A 17,736-nucleotide genomic window follows, 5' to 3' on the forward strand; every position below is an offset into this window, starting at 1 on the left:
GTGCAAGACAATAAAGAAACAATCATAATAGCGACATCCTTGCCTTTTGGTACAATTACGAGTTATTTTCATCATCTAGCAAAGGCCTTTGTTAAAGAAGGATATCGAGTGGTTGTGGTAATAGATAATAATCCAAGTACGCTTCCTAAAGATGAGGTAAACTTGTTTTTTAGGAAATGGCCAAATCATAGACCTACAAAATGGAAGGATTTCACCTTCTTTGTACAATTGCTAAGAGAGTTTAAGCCACTGATGTGTTTATCTAATTTCGGATCCACTAACATTGTTTCAGTAGCGAGTTATTTCAAGGGTGTTCCACATAGATGGAATTTTGTACATACACTAGGTGGGCAGATACGCATAGACAGTGGAAAAAAAGCAAGCTTCAAAAGCAACTTGCTAGATATAAGAAAACGAATCGTTTATCGATTAAATACTCATCTGATTGCAAACTCCCAAGGAACAAGAAATGATGTTATAAAGCGTTTTAATGTAAAAGGTAGTAAAGTATTTGTACATACCTTTTTGATACCTGAGACACAACTATCTTTACAAACGCTAAAGGAACGAAGTAATACGTTATCTATAGTAGGGCGGTTAGCAAAATCAAAGGGACATTTTGAGCTCTTATCACAGTTTAAAGTGTTACTTGCTAAATATCCAGAAATCACACTGAATATCGTGGGTAATGGTAATGAGAGTAAATATCTTGAGAAAGAGGTGGCAAGGTTAGAAATTAAAAATAACGTTATATTCTCTGGAAATAAATCTAATGACCAGATAGGTAGTGTTTATACAAATAGCGTAGCACATATATCAGCAAGCCATGAGGAGGCCTTTGGAATGGTTACTATTGAAGCACTGCGAGAAGGCACACCTGTCATATGCACAAAAACAAGCGGGAGTTTAGATATTCTTGAACCGGGTATTAATGGCGAATTCTTTGAGCATTCTAATCAAAATAGTTTGCTAGAAGCATTTGATAAAGTGATAGCTCACTGGAAAATATATTCTAAAGGCGCTATTCGAACTTTTGAGAATACATATAGCTTAAAGAGTATGCCTTCTCATATTAAGATATTAATTAACAAGCTAAACAATAATTAGTGAAGCTACTTGTAATTACAGACGCGCATCTCATTACCCAAAATGGACAAAAAGTAGCCTATGCTCCTTATGTGAAAGAAATGAACCTATGGATGTCACAAGTAGATCATACTACCTTCATTTGTCCCAATAAAATAAGAGGCCCTTTACTTGGGTTGCCATTTGAAATTCAAGATTTTAAGCAGATAGCCCTGCGCAGGTTAGAATTTCACACACTTATTTCGGCATTAATCTCGTTTCTTACCATTCCATATCAAGCCATAGTGCTATGGAATGCTATGCGCAAGGCAGATCATATTCATCTAAGATGTCCAGGTAATCTTGCTCTACTTGCATGTTTGATTCAAATTACGCTTCCGCGAAAGCGTAAAACGGCTAAGTATGCTGGGAATTGGGATCCTGAATCTAAGCAACCCCTAGCTTATAATATGCAGAAGTGGATACTTTCTAATACCGTATTGACTAAGAATATGCAAGTGCTGGTTTATGGCAAATGGAAGAGCCAAACTAAAAATATTAAACCCTTTTTTACGGCAAGTTATTACAACAATGACAAGGAGCCCATCATAGATCGAAATTTTAAGCAACCTCTGAAAGCCATGTATGTGGGCACTATGGGAGCAAATAAAAGACCTTTAGAAACTGTACAGCTTATAAAATTTTTACGTAGCTCTGGATTAGATATTACCCTTGAGATGTACGGTGATGGACCAGTGGTAGAAGACATCAAGTGGTATCGAAAAGAAAATGGGATTTTAGATCAAATCGTCATACGAGGAAACCAACCTGGGCATGTAGTAAAAGAAGCTTATAAAAATGCAGATCTTCTCATATTATTATCTAAAAGTGAAGGATGGCCTAAGGTTGTCGCAGAGGCAATGTTTTGGGGTGCAGTGCCAATAGTCTCGAGTGTATCATGTGTGCCTTGGATGATTGGAAACGATAAGAGAGGGATACTTATACATGATCCAGAACATATAGATGCTGAATATTTAAGAAAACAGCTAACTAACAAAGAAGCTCTTGTACAAATGAGTAAAGAGGCCGCAGAGTGGTCCAGACAATACACAATGGATACCTTTGCTCAAGAAATCAAAAAGCTATTGCAATGAAAGTGCTCCAACTTATAGATACATTGGATGCTGGTGGGGCAGAGCGGATGGCTGTAAATATTGCTAATGCAATTAGTGAAGAGGGAATAACCTCTTATCTGTGTGCAACCCGACGAGGAGGTAGCTTAGAAAGAGAATTATCTTCTCAAGTAAGTTTTTTAATGCTTGGAAAGAAAAGGAAGCTAGATCTAGTCGCTTTTCGCCGATTTTTAAAATGGGTCAAGAAAGAGCAGATTACTATCATCCACGCGCACTCCACATCACTAATGCTAGCGGTACTGGCCAAAATTAATAATCCTAACTTGAAGATTGTCTGGCATGATCATTATGGGATGAGTGATGCGCTTGAATATAGAGAACGCAAAATGCTTAAATTGCTTGCTAGATATATTGATGTGACAATAGCGGTTAATGAGAAGCTTAGGACATGGTCTAGGGAAGTATTAGGTATCAAGCAAACTTATTTTTTACAGAACTTTGCATCACTTTCTGGAGATGCACTCAACGTTACTACGCTCAAAGGAGAAGAAGGGAAGCGTGTTATTTGCTTAGCAAACTTACGACCACAAAAAAATCATATAGAGCTCATTAAAGCTTTTTCAAAAACACAAGACAGTTTTCCAGAGTGGACATTACATCTTGTAGGGAAGTCTTTTGAAGATGATTGTTATGACCAAATAATCACCGTTATTAGAGAGCATGAGCTTACAGATAAGGTATATCTCTACGATAGTTGTAATGATATAGCGCATATTTTAGAACAGAGCACTATAGGTGTACTTGCTTCTATTTCAGAGGGATTGCCTGTTTCGTTGTTAGAATATGGAAATAGTAGTTTACCTGTAATTGTTACAAATGTTGGACAATGTGCTGCGGTGGTAGGGAATGACGGTATAGTTATTAATAATGTAAGAGAAGAACTGAGCAAGGAGCTAGTAAAATTGTTTCATTGTGATAAAAAAGAAAGAGATCAGATGGGGCTACGCTTTCGCGAAAGCATACTGAAAAACTATAGTAAGAAGGCTTTTACGGGCAAGATGTTGCCTATCTATAAAGGATTGATATCTTAGAGCTGTGAATATATCAAAACAATCTACGTACTTAACCTTTATGGTGATTCATATCATCATAGGCGTATTAGTGTATCTCGTGCGGTCTCTTGCGCTCGTGTATTTTGCAGGTAGTATTCTCTATTTTTTAGTTCAAATATTTAGAGCTGGAAATAAAAATAATGAAGCACTCATGGCAGCGGGATATATGACTGGTGCAGAGGTTTTCTTTAGGATGAGTCAATCTGTTCCTATCTATGAAGCAGGTAAGTATTCGGTAATAGCTTTTATGTTAATAGGACTTTTCTTAAGTGGTACTAGTCGGAAATCGGGAATATATTGGTTGTATATTTTCTTGCTACTTCCAAGTATATTAGTAGCCTCTATGAATCTAAACCTAGGTACAAATGTTAGAAACGCAATTTTCTTTAATCTCAGTGGTCCAGTATGTTTAGGTCTCGCGGCATTATACTGCATTGATAGAAAATTAACGTATAAACAACTTTCTACCTTGACTAGATGGATTTTATTACCTATTGTGGGGATGTCTATTTACATCACTTTAGGAACTCCAGACTTAAGAGAGGCTTTAAGTGGCACAGGAGCAAATTATGCTGCTACAGGTGGTTTTGGACCTAATCAAGTGTCTACAGTGTTAGGTTTAGGAATGTTTCTGTCACTTGTCCAGCTTGTGGTCTATAGTAAGGATAAAGTTTTCTTATTTATTCATCTAGCGCTTACGGGCTTTTTACTTTATAAAGGGATTATTACATTTTCAAGAGGAGGAGTAATTACAGGTATTGGTTGCAGCGTAGCCTTCTTAGTTATTTATTTTGCAGGCTCAAAAGGTGTCGCTCGTAGAAGAATGATGACCTACTTGATTTTATTAGGAGGCGTGCTTGTTGCTGTTAGTGCTTATAGCTCTTTCCAAACCAATGGACTTATTAATAAACGCTATACCAATAGAGATGCCGCCGGCCGGATTAAAAGTGATATTACTACGGGTAGGGCAGAGATTTTTGAGACGGAGTTAAATGCCTTTTACAATAATCCTGTCATTGGAGTTGGGGCTGGTAAAGCAAAAGAATTAAGAGCAGAAGAAACAGGTATTGGAGCTGCTTCTCATAACGAAGTCAGTAGATTATTATCAGAACATGGTAGTTTAGGATTAATTATACTAGGAATTCTTATTATTTATCCACTTGTATATCGAGCTAAGAATAGAAGGAACTATCTATTTTTTGCGGCTCTAGGGTTTTGGTTTATGACCATAAATCACTCATCAATGCGTATTGCTGCGCCAGCTTTTATATATGCTCTTGCCCTTTTAAACGTTGTTCATGAAAAGAAAAAGACTCCTATACGTAGGTAACGCGCTATCCAATAAAGGGAAGACGGTTACCACTATTGAGACGCTTAGTTTATTACTGAGGCAGGAAGGCTATGATGTTGAGGTAACGTCAACAAAACAAAATAAGTCACTACGCATGCTTGATATGATGCGTGCATTATTGCGTTCTCGCAAGAGTATAGACACTGTTCTCATAGATACATATAGCACTGCCAATTTTTGGTATGCGGTGGTCATTGCTCGTTTATGTAGAGCATTCAGTATTCCTTATATCCCTATTTTACACGGAGGTAATTTGCCAGAACGCCTCATTAAGAACAAAAAGACATGTGAGCAACTCTTTTGCAAAGCAGCGGTAAACGTGGCTCCTAGTGGGTATTTATATAACGCTTTCGCGAAAGCGGGTTTCTCAAATATCCAACACATCCCTAACACCATTGAATTAGATAACTATCCATTTAAGGAGCGAGCAGTATTTAAACCCAAATTATTATGGGTACGCTCATTTGCCGAAATTTATAATCCGCTCATGGCCATTCAAGTACTTGAGAAAATACTTCAAAAGTATCCTGAAGCTACTCTAACTATGGTTGGGCCAGATAAGGATGGAAGTCTAGCGCGGTGTGAAGATTATGTGACAAATCATCATTTACCTGTGAAATTTACAGGAAGTCTTTCTAAAGAAGCTTGGACATCTCTAGCGCAAAATCATGATGTTTTTATAAGTACCACAAACTTTGATAATACTCCAGTGAGTGTGATAGAGGCAATGGCACTGGGGTTACCTGTAGTTTCTACAAATGTAGGTGGAATGCCATATCTTATTCATGACACCGTAGATGGGCTATTATCCACTCCAGAGAATGTTTCTGCTTTTTCAGAAAAGATAAGTAGGTTGCTTGAGAACACAATAAGCACAAAGGAAATAGTATTGAATGCTCGTCAAAAAGTAGAATCCTTTGATTGGAATGTAGTAAAAGAGCAATGGCATAAAGTGCTCTGCTAAATTTGTGATATATTTACGGTACTCAACCAACCTCGAATGTCCCTCTTACCTAGTATCCATTTTGATGTGTCAGAGCGTAAAGTCTTACTGCGCATATTTGATATCTTATCTGTTCTGGGGGCACTCTATCTCACAGAATTATTCTTAGATTTTGATTATGTAATAATTAGTAAGGAAAATGCAATAGCAATCATTGTTCTAGTGGGGTATCTGTCCATCTTTGGGACGGTATTTGAACTTTATTTCTTACCGAAGACAGTAAAGTTTCAGACCATGCTTAAGAATGTGATTCTTACCGTTGCAGTTACTGTGTTATTCTACTTGCTAACTCCCTTTTATACTCCCATTCTTCCAGAAAATAGACTACAGATAGTGTACTTCTTCTTGGCAATGATTATAGGTATTTCTTTGTGGAGGTGGTTATACGTGTCTATTATTTCGGCACCAAGATTTTATAAGAAAGCAATAGTTGTAGGGGATTCTTTTAATATTCATAAGATTATTAAAAACTTAGAAGGAGCCGATCCTAATTATAAGATAGCGGGTTATATCAACACAGAGCCTATGTCTATTGCAGATGTGATTTCAACAGAGGCAAAAAGATTTCCTATCAAAAACCTTAGTAATACTATCTCAGAAAATGGAATTTCAGAGATTATTGTTGCGAGTACTTATGAAGACGGTGTTTCCCTTGAGCTCTATAATCAGCTCATATCGCTTTTGAAAGTTGGTTTCCCCATACGGGAGTATATGCAGGTTTATGAAGACATCACGCAACGTGTTCCTGTTGAGTATGTAGATAAAGATTTTTACCGTTATTTTCCATTTAGTCGTAGCAATCAAAACAAATTTTATAGACTTACTCATCGCATTTTTGATGTGGTTATGTCTGTCTTGGGGATTTTATTTTTTATCCTCTTGCTACCGCTAGTGTTTTTCGGTAACCTAATCGGTAATCGTGGGCCTTTATTTTACTCGCAAATACGCATAGGTAAAGGTGGTAATACATTCAAGATTATAAAGCTGCGCACCATGATTGTTAATGCAGAAAAAGATGGTGCTGCATGGTCTACTAAGAATGATTCGCGTATTACATCATTCGGAAAATTTTTAAGAAAGAGTAGAATAGATGAAATCCCGCAGTTTATTAATGTGTTTCTAGGGGAGATGAGTGTGATAGGTCCACGACCGGAACGCCCCGTATTTGTAAAGGAACTTTCTCAGGAGATACCTTTTTATGAGACACGCCATATTATAAAGCCAGGACTTACCGGGTGGGCGCAAGTAATGGGTGGTTATGCAAGCTCTGAAGAAGGTTCTCTAGAAAAGCTACAGTATGACTTATATTATATCAAGCACCGTAACCTCTTTATGGATTTAAGTATAGTCCTTAAAACCATTAGTACTATAGTCAATTTTAGAGGACAGTAATACTAGTCCTCGTTACCATTTGTTCTTGTAACTTTAATTCTTCTAAGCATAAATACATAGCGTATCATAATTGCTAAAAGGAGCGGCAAAAGAGATAGCGCAAATCGCTGGACTCCTATAATCCAGTGAAAGAAAAGCAGCGACATCATAATCACAGCCAATTTCATATAAGGATACACCCATTGTGGCGGCTGTACTCTTTTTACAGCAAATGCCGCTAGTATATGAAATGGGAAGGCCCATAGTAGATTATAATTCCACGCCGTGGCATTGTGATCTGTGCCAAACCATAATGAAAAAACGACAACTCCTACAAGACCTGTGATTAGTAAAATACTCGTGTCTAGACATCCTAGCGGATTTTCATTCTTATGATCTTTGTAGGTTTTGTAAATGATAAACCCTGCTAGAAGTCCAAGTATAAACAATGGACTTAGTAAAAAATTAGCACTATAACTATGTTTTACTTGAGGTGAAAATACCGTTTTGGCTTCTTTTACGAGTGGTAGTGTTCCTGAAGGTGTATTTATCGTAGCTTCTTGAAAAGCATACATAAGCTCATGTGGTAAAAACAAGTACTCTTCTGGAGTGGCAGTTCTATCAATTACAGACCCCAGTGCGATATCAATCCCCATACTTCCCCAAGTATTCCACGATACGTATTCATGTATGAGATCGCGGTGTGTCATGCCAGCTTCTTGGTGATCATAGCTCATTGTCACATTAGCTTCATTTTTAATGATTTCAAATGGTCTTGTCGAGCAATTATCGTAGAAGAAATCATATTTGTAATATTTGTTTTCTTCTTTAGCATTATTCACCAAAAATTCAAAGACATCTTGTTTTTGACCTTGAGTGAGCTCTAGTTCTTGAGACTCAATCCATCGTTGCTGGAGCTTATAACTATATTCAAAATCTTCATACTTATCTACCCCTACTTCATACAATAATTTTCCTCTTGTAAACTTCAGATAGAAGTTAGGAGTTTTAAAGTTAAACTTGCCGTAGTTAAATACGATATCTAACCCTTTTTTATAATCACGTACGTGAATTGCATTGTGTCCAAAAGCATCGTTAAGTACAGCCCCAGGGCCTATGGTGATCAGATTGATAGATGCCTCATCAGATAGGCTAATGAATGTATTCTGTGTAAATCCCAGCGTAGAGAAGCACAGAAAAGCTAAGAGAATCAGGTTTTTCATACCTTGTAAAGATAGTGGAGGTATAAAAATCTCACAATCAATATTGGGCATAAAAAAAGCCGAGCAACGCTCAGCTTTACAAACTAGGTGAAGCTCCTTAAGCTCCTGGGACGATGCGTACTGGTAATGTAAATTGCTCTCCTACTGTTTTTGTGCTTAACTTTTCATAATTAAGACGAGCTTTAATAAAATCTGCTACAAACTCATCATTAGTGTCTACACTTAAAACAACAACTTCTTGCTTCTTATTTACCATTAATGTTACTTGAGCAATAAGCTCCTTAGTAACTTCAAATTCTGGCTTGTTAAGAAGAACTGCTACTTGCTCAGTTACTGTCTTTTCTTTGTTGTCAGATGTTGGCTCTGTTCCAGTTGCAAAGGCTGTGTTTACAGTAAGTAAAGCGGCTACAAATAATACATTTAATGTTTTCATAATTTTCTTTTTTGTCTCGATGTTTACGAGGTTTTTAATGAATTATTACAGTGCAAATAGACGACTTATTTGTCGCTTTTCTATGAGAGTTAGTCAAGCTTAACTGTTCTTTAATGCTGGTTGTGAGTTGTTAACGTATTGGATTTGTTCTGGTAACGCTTTCGCGAAAGCGTGATTATCAACTTCATAATGTATTGATAACAACAGTAAGCATTACGTGAAATATGGAGTGATATTCTATTATAATAGCTTTAGAATCCTTAAAGAAAGTATGGAGTAGTCAATGTTAAGAAAATGACCTATTTTATAGTTGTCTAGCAATAGATTATGTCATCTAATGACATTTATAAAACAAAAAAATCCCACTTTCTATAAAGTGGGATTTGAAGGATGCTACGAGTAACATCTATGTATTAAAAAGTATTAAGCTAGTACAGCCTGTACTTTATCTGCAGCTTCTTTAAACTCAATAGCAGATTGAACGTCAAGTCCAGAATCATCTATTAATTTCTTTGCGATATCTGCGTTAGTTCCTTGTAAACGTACAATGATAGGCACGTTGATAGTTCCCATGTTTTTGTATGCATCAATAATACCTTGTGCCACACGGTCACAACGTACGATACCTCCAAAAATGTTTACTAAGATTGCCTTTACAGCAGGATCCTTAAGTATTAATTGGAAAGCAGCTTCTACACGCTCAGCATCTGCAGTACCTCCTACATCAAGGAAGTTTGCAGGCTCACCACCAGATTGCTTGATAAGGTCCATAGTTGCCATTGCAAGTCCAGCACCGTTTACCATACACCCTACATTACCGTCTAGGTCTACATAGTTAAGTCCTTTCTCACCAGCCTCAACCTCTACTTGGTTTTCTTCACGCTTGTCACGCATTGCTGCATAATCTTTACGACGGTATAATGCGTTATCATCTAGTGATACCTTTGCATCTACTGCCATAATCTTATCGTCACTTGTTTTAAGAACAGGGTTGATCTCAAAAAGTGAACTATCAGAATCTGTGTATGCTTTATAAAGAGCAGCAACAAATTTTGTCATGTCTTTAAAAGCAGCACCACTTAATCCTAAGTTAAATGCAATTTTACGTGCTTGGAAAGGAAGTAATCCTGTTGCAGGATCAATTTCTTCATGAAAGATAAGGTGAGGAGTTTCCTCTGCTACTGTTTCAATATCCATTCCACCTTCTGTAGAATACATAATCATATTGCGACCAGTACCACGGTTAAGTAGTACAGACATATAATATTCTTCTGGCTCGCTGTCACCTGGGTAGTATACATCTTCTGCAACTAGCACTTGGTGAACTCTTTTACCTTCTGCACTTGTTTGTGGAGTAACAAGATCCATCCCGATGATCTGATCTGCAATAGATCTTACTTCATCTAGGCTCTTTGCTAGCTTTACACCACCACCTTTACCACGACCACCTGCGTGAACTTGCGCTTTAATAACGTGCCATCCAGTACCAGTTTCCTCAGTAAGTCTTTCGGCAGCTGCAACAGCCTCATCCGGAGTCTGTGCTACATAACCACGCTGGATACGTACGCCAAAACTATTTAATATCTCTTTTCCTTGATATTCGTGTAGATTCATAATCTTCGTTTAAGATGCTTAATTTGCCTCGCAAAAATAACAAATGCGCCACGAGAGCGCAATAGTTATTGTGATTAATTATAAGTATTGATTTTATACAATTTCTGCACTCAGTCCTGCTTGTAAAAGTTTTGAGCAACGAGGCTCTAGATCTTTATACTCACCAGACTTTACAGAGCATTTTCCTTTGTAATGTACTAGTAACGCACATTGATGTGCTTGATTCTCCTCATGGTCACATGCATAAATAAGCGTATTTATAACGTGGTCAAAAGTATTTACTTCATCATTATACAGAATAATCTCGTGTGATGGAGTTTCTTCTGTTAGTACATCTACGTCTTCTTGATATTTTTCTTGATTACTCATAGCGTTGAGATTTATGATGCAAATTTACAAATTTTAGAGATTACGCTTTCGCGAAAGCATAATTCTAACAATTATTTATCATCAATAATTTGAAATTATCCTCTTTTTTCAAACTTGCAAGCAACCCAATTATTACGCTCATAATTACTTACAAAGTAGAGGCCGTGCTCATTGCACTTTTCTGAAATTAACGGAATGTCTTCTGTGTAGAACCCACTTAATAAGAGTACTCCATCCTCAGAAAGACAACGCGCATACACGCCGATATCTTGTAAAAGAATGTTACGGTTTATGTTTGCGATAATGAATTCGAAATTTTTATCAGATAGCAAAGAGGCCTCGCCTTCGTAAGCGGTTATATGCTTACAGTTGTTGCGTTCTACATTTTCAATAGTATTAAGGTAACACCAATTATCAATGTCTATCGCGTCTATAGGTTGTGCACCTCTCATTTCGGCTAGGATAGCTAGTACTCCAGTACCACAGCCCATGTCAAGTGTTTTTTTACCAGCGACATCGAGTTTGAGTAAATGCTTAATCATCATGTGTGTAGTCTCATGGTGACCAGTTCCAAATGACATTTTTGGCTCAATCACAATGTCAAACTCAACATCAGTTTTCTCGTGAAAAGGTGCGCGTACGGCACATTTTCCGTCTACCTCAATAGGTTCAAAGTTTTTCTCCCATTCTTCATTCCAGTTTACTTGCTCAATTTCTTCGGCAGTGTAGGTGATGTTAAACTCATCAGATTTGAGAATCTGGATATCTGTAAGAAGTGCGGCAAAATCAACTTCACCACTAGGAAACGCTTCTTCTTTCTGGATATATGCAATCACACCACTTGTAGTTTCTGTAAAGCTTTCAAAACCAGCGTAGCCTAGCTCTGCAATGATAATTTCTGTAGCAGGGTCACGTGGCTCAATAGTAAAGGTATATCCTAAATAAATGGGTGTCATTCTTTTATAGTTTCTAAGTTATAAGATGCATTAGGATCAATAGTAAGTATTATAGATCCGTTGTCTCCAGGCAAAAGTACGGTTTCTGCATTGATGAGAATCTTATCTTTTGCAGTAAAATCTACTGTAGTGTCCTCTATAAATTGCTGATTCTTAATCATGATTTTATGCGCGGCATTAATTTTAAAATCCCACCGAGCAAATCGCTGATTTTCAATCATCATATACGTATCAGACTGTAGCATGTCATGAGTCATCTTTACAGCTCTGCCTGTGTGTAATGATCCTGCACCCCATAATCCTTTGAGTGGAGCGTTTGCTTTTATGTGATCAATATTAGTGGCGCTTAATTTTATAATGCTGTTCACTTCATCTACTGAGAGTGATGGGTTAAGTGAAAACATAAGTCCTATAGTTCCAGTGACAAGTGGTGCGGCAGGAGATGTCGCCTGGAACGGATTATGAAATATTTCACCATTCTCTTTATAATTATAGTATTGAAAAATATCATTTCCCGGTGCGACAATATCCACAGAGCTATCTAGATTATTTGTAGAACTGAGGTATAGCGTATATTCATTTTGTGGATCATTATTTTTAAAACCACCTGTACGCGATAAGTGATATTGCTGCTTCTCTGCATAGTATTTTCCGTTCTTCTCTTCAATGAGAAGTCCATCTGAAATTTCGTCATTTTTATGCTGCACACTTCCTACAGATATCACATGCTCATAAGCACCTGGATATCTTAGTTGTTCTCCGTTTGTAACACTATATGCCGCATTATGTGGTACAGAAACAATCACGGTACCAAGGTCGCGCATTTCATTAATGGCTTCCTGCGCAGTCTCATAATAGGTGCGTGATCCCCAGCTGCAATTAATCACTTTTGCGCCTGCTCTTGATAGTTCTAGTAGTTGGCCCAACTCTTTAAAGTTACCATAGGTCGTTGTGTATATGTTGCAGTAATAGCAAATTCCTGCCGCGCCATATCCATTATCACCACGAGCTGCAGCTATTGCAGCGATTGTGTATCCATGACCTTTGGATAGGCTGCTTTTTTTGAACATGGTAGTTTTGCCTGAAAACTCAGGATCTTCTGGGTCTATATAGCCATCAGATATTCCAATAATTACTTCCGGAGAACCTGTGGTGTAGTACCAAGCTTGTGGTACACCAAGGAAATCATAATAGTCTAAAACTGCTTGTGCGCCTAGGTTTTTGCCAGTGGTACTTGTAACGCCGTAATCATTAGGTTCATAAATTTGTAGCGATTCATTTGAGATACTCTCTGCAAACTCAAATAGATCTGGCGCTAGATTCATTAACTCTTCTTGAAACGTTTTACTCTCTGCAAGAACAAAGTATGTGCGTTTGAGTTTATCTCGCTGCGCGTACTTGAATTCTTTTCTAAATACTTTAACCTTGTGCTCAATAAACATTTTTTTGAGTCTTGTATCATTACCTAAGTAGGTTACAATAGAGTCCTTTGTAATTACAGGAATCTCTACGTTTTCAGATGTACTACGTATGTAAAAGCGGTCTTCTTGCGCTTGAAGCAGGCAAGAATAGAGTAGGAGAGATAAGATAATGAGTTTAGCCATTATTCTTGGTGTCAGAAGGAGCGATAGTTTCTTTGAGAACGTGTACGTCTTCGATTAGTTGGTCAATTTGTTTTTCTTTCTCAATGAGGTGCAAGGTAAGCTCCTCGATTTTTTTTAGAAGTAGTGCATTCATTGCGCCTAGTTCAATACCATTTTGTTCAACTTCTGTAGCAGACGGAATTTCGGGTAAGTGCCCATTTTTCTGGATGTAGGTTTCAATTTCGCGTAAGCGTGATAAATTATACCTATCTTCAAATACCGTATCTGCCCATTCTTTTATATCCACCTTTACTGACCTTGCATGTACCTGGCCATTTACCTCAAGCTTAACTTTTGGCTCTTTTTTACCTATGCCCATATTCCCATTAGTTGCGATATATATGGACTTGGCTTCTTGTGCATTTTTGAGAAGTACGAGTGTGCCATCTTCTTGAGTGCTTGTGGTAACTGCTTGTTGTGAGGTGCAACTACAGATGATGAGGAGTAGGACTAGCGATGTAAAAAAGAATTTCATGTGATAAAAGATTAAGCTCTAATGTACTAATACCAATTGATATAAAATAAAAATGCGCTTCCATCTCTGGAGGCGCATTATCAATTCTTAAATTATTTGAGACTATGCAAACGCATTTACAATATCAAAAAAGTCATCTGCTTTAAGGGCAGCACCACCTATGAGACCACCATCAACGTCTGGCTTACTAAAAATTTCTTTTGCATTAGCAGGTTTTACAGATCCTCCATAAAGGATGGATACGTTTTCTGCGACGTCATTGTTATACTTTTCGGCTACAGTTTTTCTTATAAAGGCGTGCATGTCTTGTGCTTGCTCTGGTGATGCCGTTTCTCCAGTACCTATTGCCCACACTGGCTCGTATGCAAGAACAATATTTGACCACGCGCTAGCATCTAAGTGAAATAATGCATTTTTGAGTTGGCTACCCACCACATCTTCTTCTTTTCCTGTTTTACGGTCTTCTAGTTCCTCACCAAAACAGAATATAATTCTCATATCGTTTTTAAGAGCGCTATCTACTTTTTGAGCAAGTAGCTCATCACTTTCGTGAAAATAAGCACGGCGTTCACTATGTCCTAAAATCACAGTGTCTATACCAATTCCTTTAAGCATACCCGCCGAAATCTCTCCCGTAAAAGCTCCACTTTCTGCTTGATGCATGTTTTGCGCAGCAACAGTGATGTTTGAGTCAGAAAGACTATCAAAAGCACTGTAAAGATTTACAAATGTAGGGGCGATAATAACCTCCGCATTTCCTTCATTTTTCTTTTGTTTAAGTGCTGTGATTAAGGTTGCTGTGGCACCTAGGTCATTATTCATTTTCCAGTTTCCAGCGACGATATTTTTTCTCATTATAGTTCTTTTTGATCTCTTCATACAAAGAGATCTCGTTAGTAGTTAATTTCAGAAGCCTCAATGATGAAAACCAAAAATGTAGCATTACATGTGGTTTTAAAAAGGCGTAGGTGTTTTACTTTGTTGTGTTTCGCTTTCGCGAAAGCGAGTTCCTCAAAACCAAATATACTAAGAGTAAGAGAGGTTTACTCTTGATTTAACCCAGTTTTCACGATTACGTTTTCGTAAGAACTATGTAACCTAGCGTAGCCTAATTTTTGGATCTAGCCAGCCGTAGACGAAATCTACAAGAATATTTATGATTACAAATAGCGTAGCGATAATAAGTACGGCACCCATGATAATAGGTAAATCCAGTGTGTTGAGTGCATCTACTATTTCCTTACCTAAACCATTCCACCCAAAAATATATTCTACAAAAACTGCACCTGCAAGCATAGAAGCAAACCATCCAGACACTGCAGTGACTACAGGATTTAATGCATTTTTAAGTGCGTGATTTTTTATAATCTGGTAGGTGGTGAGACCTTTAGCTTTGGCAGTTCTTATGTATTCTTGATTGTAAACTTCAAGAAGCGAGTTGCGCATTAATTGAATTACAACGGCAAGCGGTCGTATACCTAAAACTAGTGCTGGTAAAACCAAGTTCTTCCACTGGATGTGCACATGCTCCCCAAAATCATCCATCTCATACAAGCTACCTGTCATATTGAGATTGGTATATTTATGAAGCGCATAGCCAAAGAGCCAAGCAAAAAGAATAGCGCTAAAAAAACTAGGAACACTCATTCCTAGTGTACTTACAACCTGTATGGTTTTGTCAACCCATGTGTCCCGCATTTGCGCAGAAATAATACCTAAAAAAACACCAATACATATGGCAATCACAATAGCGCTTACGGCAAGAACAATAGTGTTAGGTAACGTCTCGGCAATAACCTCTGTGACGGGTTTACCTGTCTTCTGAAAACTCTCTCTGAGGTATGGATATTTTATTGCTAGCGTCCTATTTCCAATCTCAAATAATGGAGTTGCGCTGTACTTGCCAGAAGCTAGCGACGTATAGTTTTGCTCATCATTAGCATGTAGAGAAAGTAAAGAAAGGTCGTTAATGTAGTATGCGTATTGCGTACTTATAGGCTTATCAAAACCATATTTTGCTCGCACCTTTGCTAGTTGTTCTGGATTTTCATTTTGGTCAAGCATCATACTCGCTGGATCTCCAGGCAGTACGGTAAATAAGAAAAAAATAACGGTTACTACTCCCCACAACGTGAGCAGCGCATAACCTAATTTATATAATAGGTATTTAATCAATTTGATGCCGCCTTACCTTCGAGCATTTGCTGTTTTGCAGCAAGCGCTTCATCAAGAGTTATTTCTTTGTATTCAAAGTCTTGGCCAAAGAGGTCTTTACCATATTGCTCAATAGTTTGAGGAAATCCAGCTGCAGCACGTCTTTCATTTACATCTTGAGGATCTGCTATAGGCCATATAAAATCGGCCATGTTTGGGTATGTTGCTCCTTGAGTACCATAAATTTGAGGTTTGCCATTACTCATAAGTAAGCGGTCTTCCATCATTGCAACAAGTCTGTATGGCAGTTCGCCATCTTTTCCAGCTTTTTTGATGGTATCTATGTACATTGGTATTTTATCAGGATTATGCTGGATTACATACCATGCAGCAGTATTTGTCGGTTCTCCCACGATGCTTTTGCCTGGATATCCTTTCGTTTTTAGGGTATATTCAATACGCTCAAGATTAATACTGTCCAGTAATTCCTGTTGCTTCCAGATAAAATTTTGAAATTCCTCTGGAGCTACGCCTAGCTTTTTAGCTTCGGCATTCTTTTCTTCTCCGTCTTGCAAGTACATCATCCGTCTGTACTTTTGATCGAGAATGGCTATACTATCTAGCTCATGTTTGAGGGTGAAATCAAGGTTAGGCTTACTGTTTTCTAGAGTTTGTAAGCGCAAGTCTTGGGCGTCATTATAGTGAAGCTTTTGTAAGATAGTTCCTTTATGAAGACTAACAATTCCAGGATTTGCACGTACAATAGTTTTTAAAACCGTTTCATCTGTAAAGTAAAACTTAAAAGGAAGTTTAAAATCTTGTACAAACTCATCTGTTACATCTTGTGACGAGGAGCTTAGACCTATGACGTTATATCCTTTTCTAATAGCATCTTCTGTAATGGTTCTAATATTATAATAGCCTTCTCTCTCCGTATTAGTCAGGTTATAAGCAACAATTACAACGAGATTTTCTTTCTCTAGAAATTCTGTAGTATAATTTTCTTCTCCGCGTTCTATTGTAAAATCGTGTACAGGTGGTTCATAACCTTCGGCTGTTTGTACGACCTCGTATGAGATAAACTCTCCATCTACTTGCGGGTAGCCACCTTCTGTGGTAATTACTTCTTCTTTACCGTCAATATTAAATTTCCATTGGTACTCAAACGTAGCTTCTGGTGCGCCTTTTGGAATTCTCATTCCTTCGGCTATGTTTGAGCCTACTTTGTAAGCTCTAAAATCTAACCATGGTAGGTGCTCGAGTACGTGCATACCAAAGAACATACATGCTAAAAATGATACAAAGACAATAGAGGTGTTGATGAGTTTTCCAAAAATAGGCAGGATATATTTCTGATTAAACATCAAGAAAAGGATAAGCACTAGCAAAATCACATCTTTTGCAAAAGACTCCCATGGCACTAACGGAATAGCATCACCAAAACATCCGCAATCTGTCACCTTATTAAAATAAGCGGAGTAGAAGGTGAGAAATGTAAAAAATGCAATCATTGCAAACAGTAGCCACAAGGTGATTTTTTTACGATACCCTACCAGCAAAGCAATTCCTAATAGCACTTCAACCACCACAAGTATGATGGCAATAAGCAGCGCGTAGGGTGATAAGAATTCAAGACCTAACACCTCTGCGCTAAAATATTCTTGAAGCTTATAAGAAAACCCTAGAGGGTCGTTAAGCTTTATAAATCCGCTAAAGATGAAAAGTGCTCCTACAATAAAGCGAGCTATGTGTGTAAGTAGTTTCATATATAATCCAGTAGTACTGGAGGTGTATTAGTCACGTTTTTGCGAAAGCGTAACTTTTATTCATAAAT

At 37.7% G+C, this 17,736-nt stretch carries 16 protein-coding genes; 6 read left to right on the forward strand and 10 right to left on the reverse strand.

From position 1 onward, the window contains the following. The 6 genes from D017_RS09700 to D017_RS09725 are packed head-to-tail and all read left to right on the forward strand — an operon-like array spanning position 1 to position 7,056. Entirely contained in the window at positions 1-1,107 is a 1,107-nt protein-coding gene (locus tag D017_RS09700; protein WP_035336247.1) for a glycosyltransferase, read from the forward strand. Then, positions 1,107-2,219 carry a glycosyltransferase gene (locus D017_RS09705; RefSeq protein WP_035336248.1) on the forward strand — a complete coding sequence of 371 codons (1,113 nt, stop codon included), beginning with the start codon at positions 1,107-1,109 and terminating at the stop codon, positions 2,217-2,219. Before D017_RS09700 ends, D017_RS09705 begins: the two co-directional genes overlap by 1 nt. Then, the gene (locus tag D017_RS09710; protein WP_035336249.1) at positions 2,216-3,289 is read left to right on the forward strand and encodes a glycosyltransferase; all 1,074 of its coding nucleotides are present in this window, start codon (positions 2,216-2,218) and stop codon (positions 3,287-3,289) included. Before D017_RS09705 ends, D017_RS09710 begins: the two co-directional genes overlap by 4 nt. A 4-nt stretch (positions 3,290-3,293) precedes the next feature. Continuing rightward, positions 3,294-4,640, forward strand: coding sequence for an O-antigen ligase family protein (locus D017_RS09715; RefSeq protein WP_225969295.1), 1,347 nt, complete (start codon positions 3,294-3,296; stop codon positions 4,638-4,640). Then, positions 4,609-5,625, forward strand: coding sequence for a glycosyltransferase family 4 protein (locus tag D017_RS09720; protein ID WP_035336252.1), 1,017 nt, complete (start codon positions 4,609-4,611; stop codon positions 5,623-5,625). Before D017_RS09715 ends, D017_RS09720 begins: the two co-directional genes overlap by 32 nt. Positions 5,626-5,661: 36 nt before the next feature. Then, complete coding sequence (locus D017_RS09725; protein ID WP_035336253.1) at positions 5,662-7,056, forward strand: exopolysaccharide biosynthesis polyprenyl glycosylphosphotransferase; 1,395 nt, start codon at positions 5,662-5,664, stop codon at positions 7,054-7,056. Between the two features lie 2 nt (positions 7,057-7,058). Here the strand turns inward: D017_RS09725 and D017_RS09730 are convergent, their stop codons facing one another. From D017_RS09730 to D017_RS09775, 10 genes are all read right to left on the reverse strand, one after another. Then, on the reverse strand, positions 7,059-8,258 hold the full coding sequence (locus D017_RS09730; RefSeq protein WP_035338163.1) for a DUF4105 domain-containing protein: 1,200 nt from the start codon (positions 8,256-8,258) through the stop codon (positions 7,059-7,061). A gap of 97 nt (positions 8,259-8,355) precedes the next feature. Next, the gene (locus D017_RS09735) at positions 8,356-8,691 is read right to left on the reverse strand and encodes a hypothetical protein (protein WP_035336254.1); all 336 of its coding nucleotides are present in this window, start codon (positions 8,689-8,691) and stop codon (positions 8,356-8,358) included. Positions 8,692-9,114: 423 nt separating this feature from the next. Then, entirely contained in the window at positions 9,115-10,305 is a 1,191-nt protein-coding gene (gene sucC, locus D017_RS09740) for an ADP-forming succinate--CoA ligase subunit beta (protein ID WP_035336256.1), read from the reverse strand. A gap of 93 nt (positions 10,306-10,398) precedes the next feature. After that, a complete protein-coding gene (locus D017_RS09745; RefSeq protein ID WP_013751571.1) occupies positions 10,399-10,674 on the reverse strand; it encodes an ATP-dependent Clp protease adaptor ClpS in 276 nt (91 codons plus the stop codon). Between the two features lie 95 nt (positions 10,675-10,769). Continuing rightward, a complete protein-coding gene (gene prmA, locus D017_RS09750; RefSeq protein ID WP_035336257.1) occupies positions 10,770-11,630 on the reverse strand; it encodes a 50S ribosomal protein L11 methyltransferase in 861 nt (286 codons plus the stop codon). Further along, on the reverse strand, positions 11,627-13,234 hold the full coding sequence (locus D017_RS09755) for a S8/S53 family peptidase (RefSeq protein WP_035336258.1): 1,608 nt from the start codon (positions 13,232-13,234) through the stop codon (positions 11,627-11,629). The genes prmA and D017_RS09755 overlap by 4 nt, the downstream gene beginning before the upstream one ends. Further along, positions 13,227-13,748: a hypothetical protein gene (locus D017_RS09760; protein ID WP_051583867.1), complete on the reverse strand. Its 522-nt coding sequence runs from the start codon at positions 13,746-13,748 to the stop codon at positions 13,227-13,229. Before D017_RS09760 ends, D017_RS09755 begins: the two co-directional genes overlap by 8 nt. 102 nt (positions 13,749-13,850) lie before the next feature. After that, complete coding sequence (gene tpiA, locus D017_RS09765; protein ID WP_035336260.1) at positions 13,851-14,603, reverse strand: triose-phosphate isomerase; 753 nt, start codon at positions 14,601-14,603, stop codon at positions 13,851-13,853. 243 nt (positions 14,604-14,846) lie between these two features. After that, the gene (locus D017_RS09770; protein ID WP_035336262.1) at positions 14,847-15,923 is read right to left on the reverse strand and encodes an ABC transporter permease; all 1,077 of its coding nucleotides are present in this window, start codon (positions 15,921-15,923) and stop codon (positions 14,847-14,849) included. After that, positions 15,920-17,668, reverse strand: coding sequence for a BT_3928 family protein (locus D017_RS09775; RefSeq protein WP_035336263.1), 1,749 nt, complete (start codon positions 17,666-17,668; stop codon positions 15,920-15,922). Before D017_RS09775 ends, D017_RS09770 begins: the two co-directional genes overlap by 4 nt. Positions 17,669-17,736: the final 68 nt, after the last annotated feature.

Source organism: Dokdonia sp. PRO95 (assembly GCF_000355805.1).
In the GTDB taxonomy this organism is placed as follows: Bacteria; Bacteroidota; Bacteroidia; order Flavobacteriales; family Flavobacteriaceae; genus Dokdonia.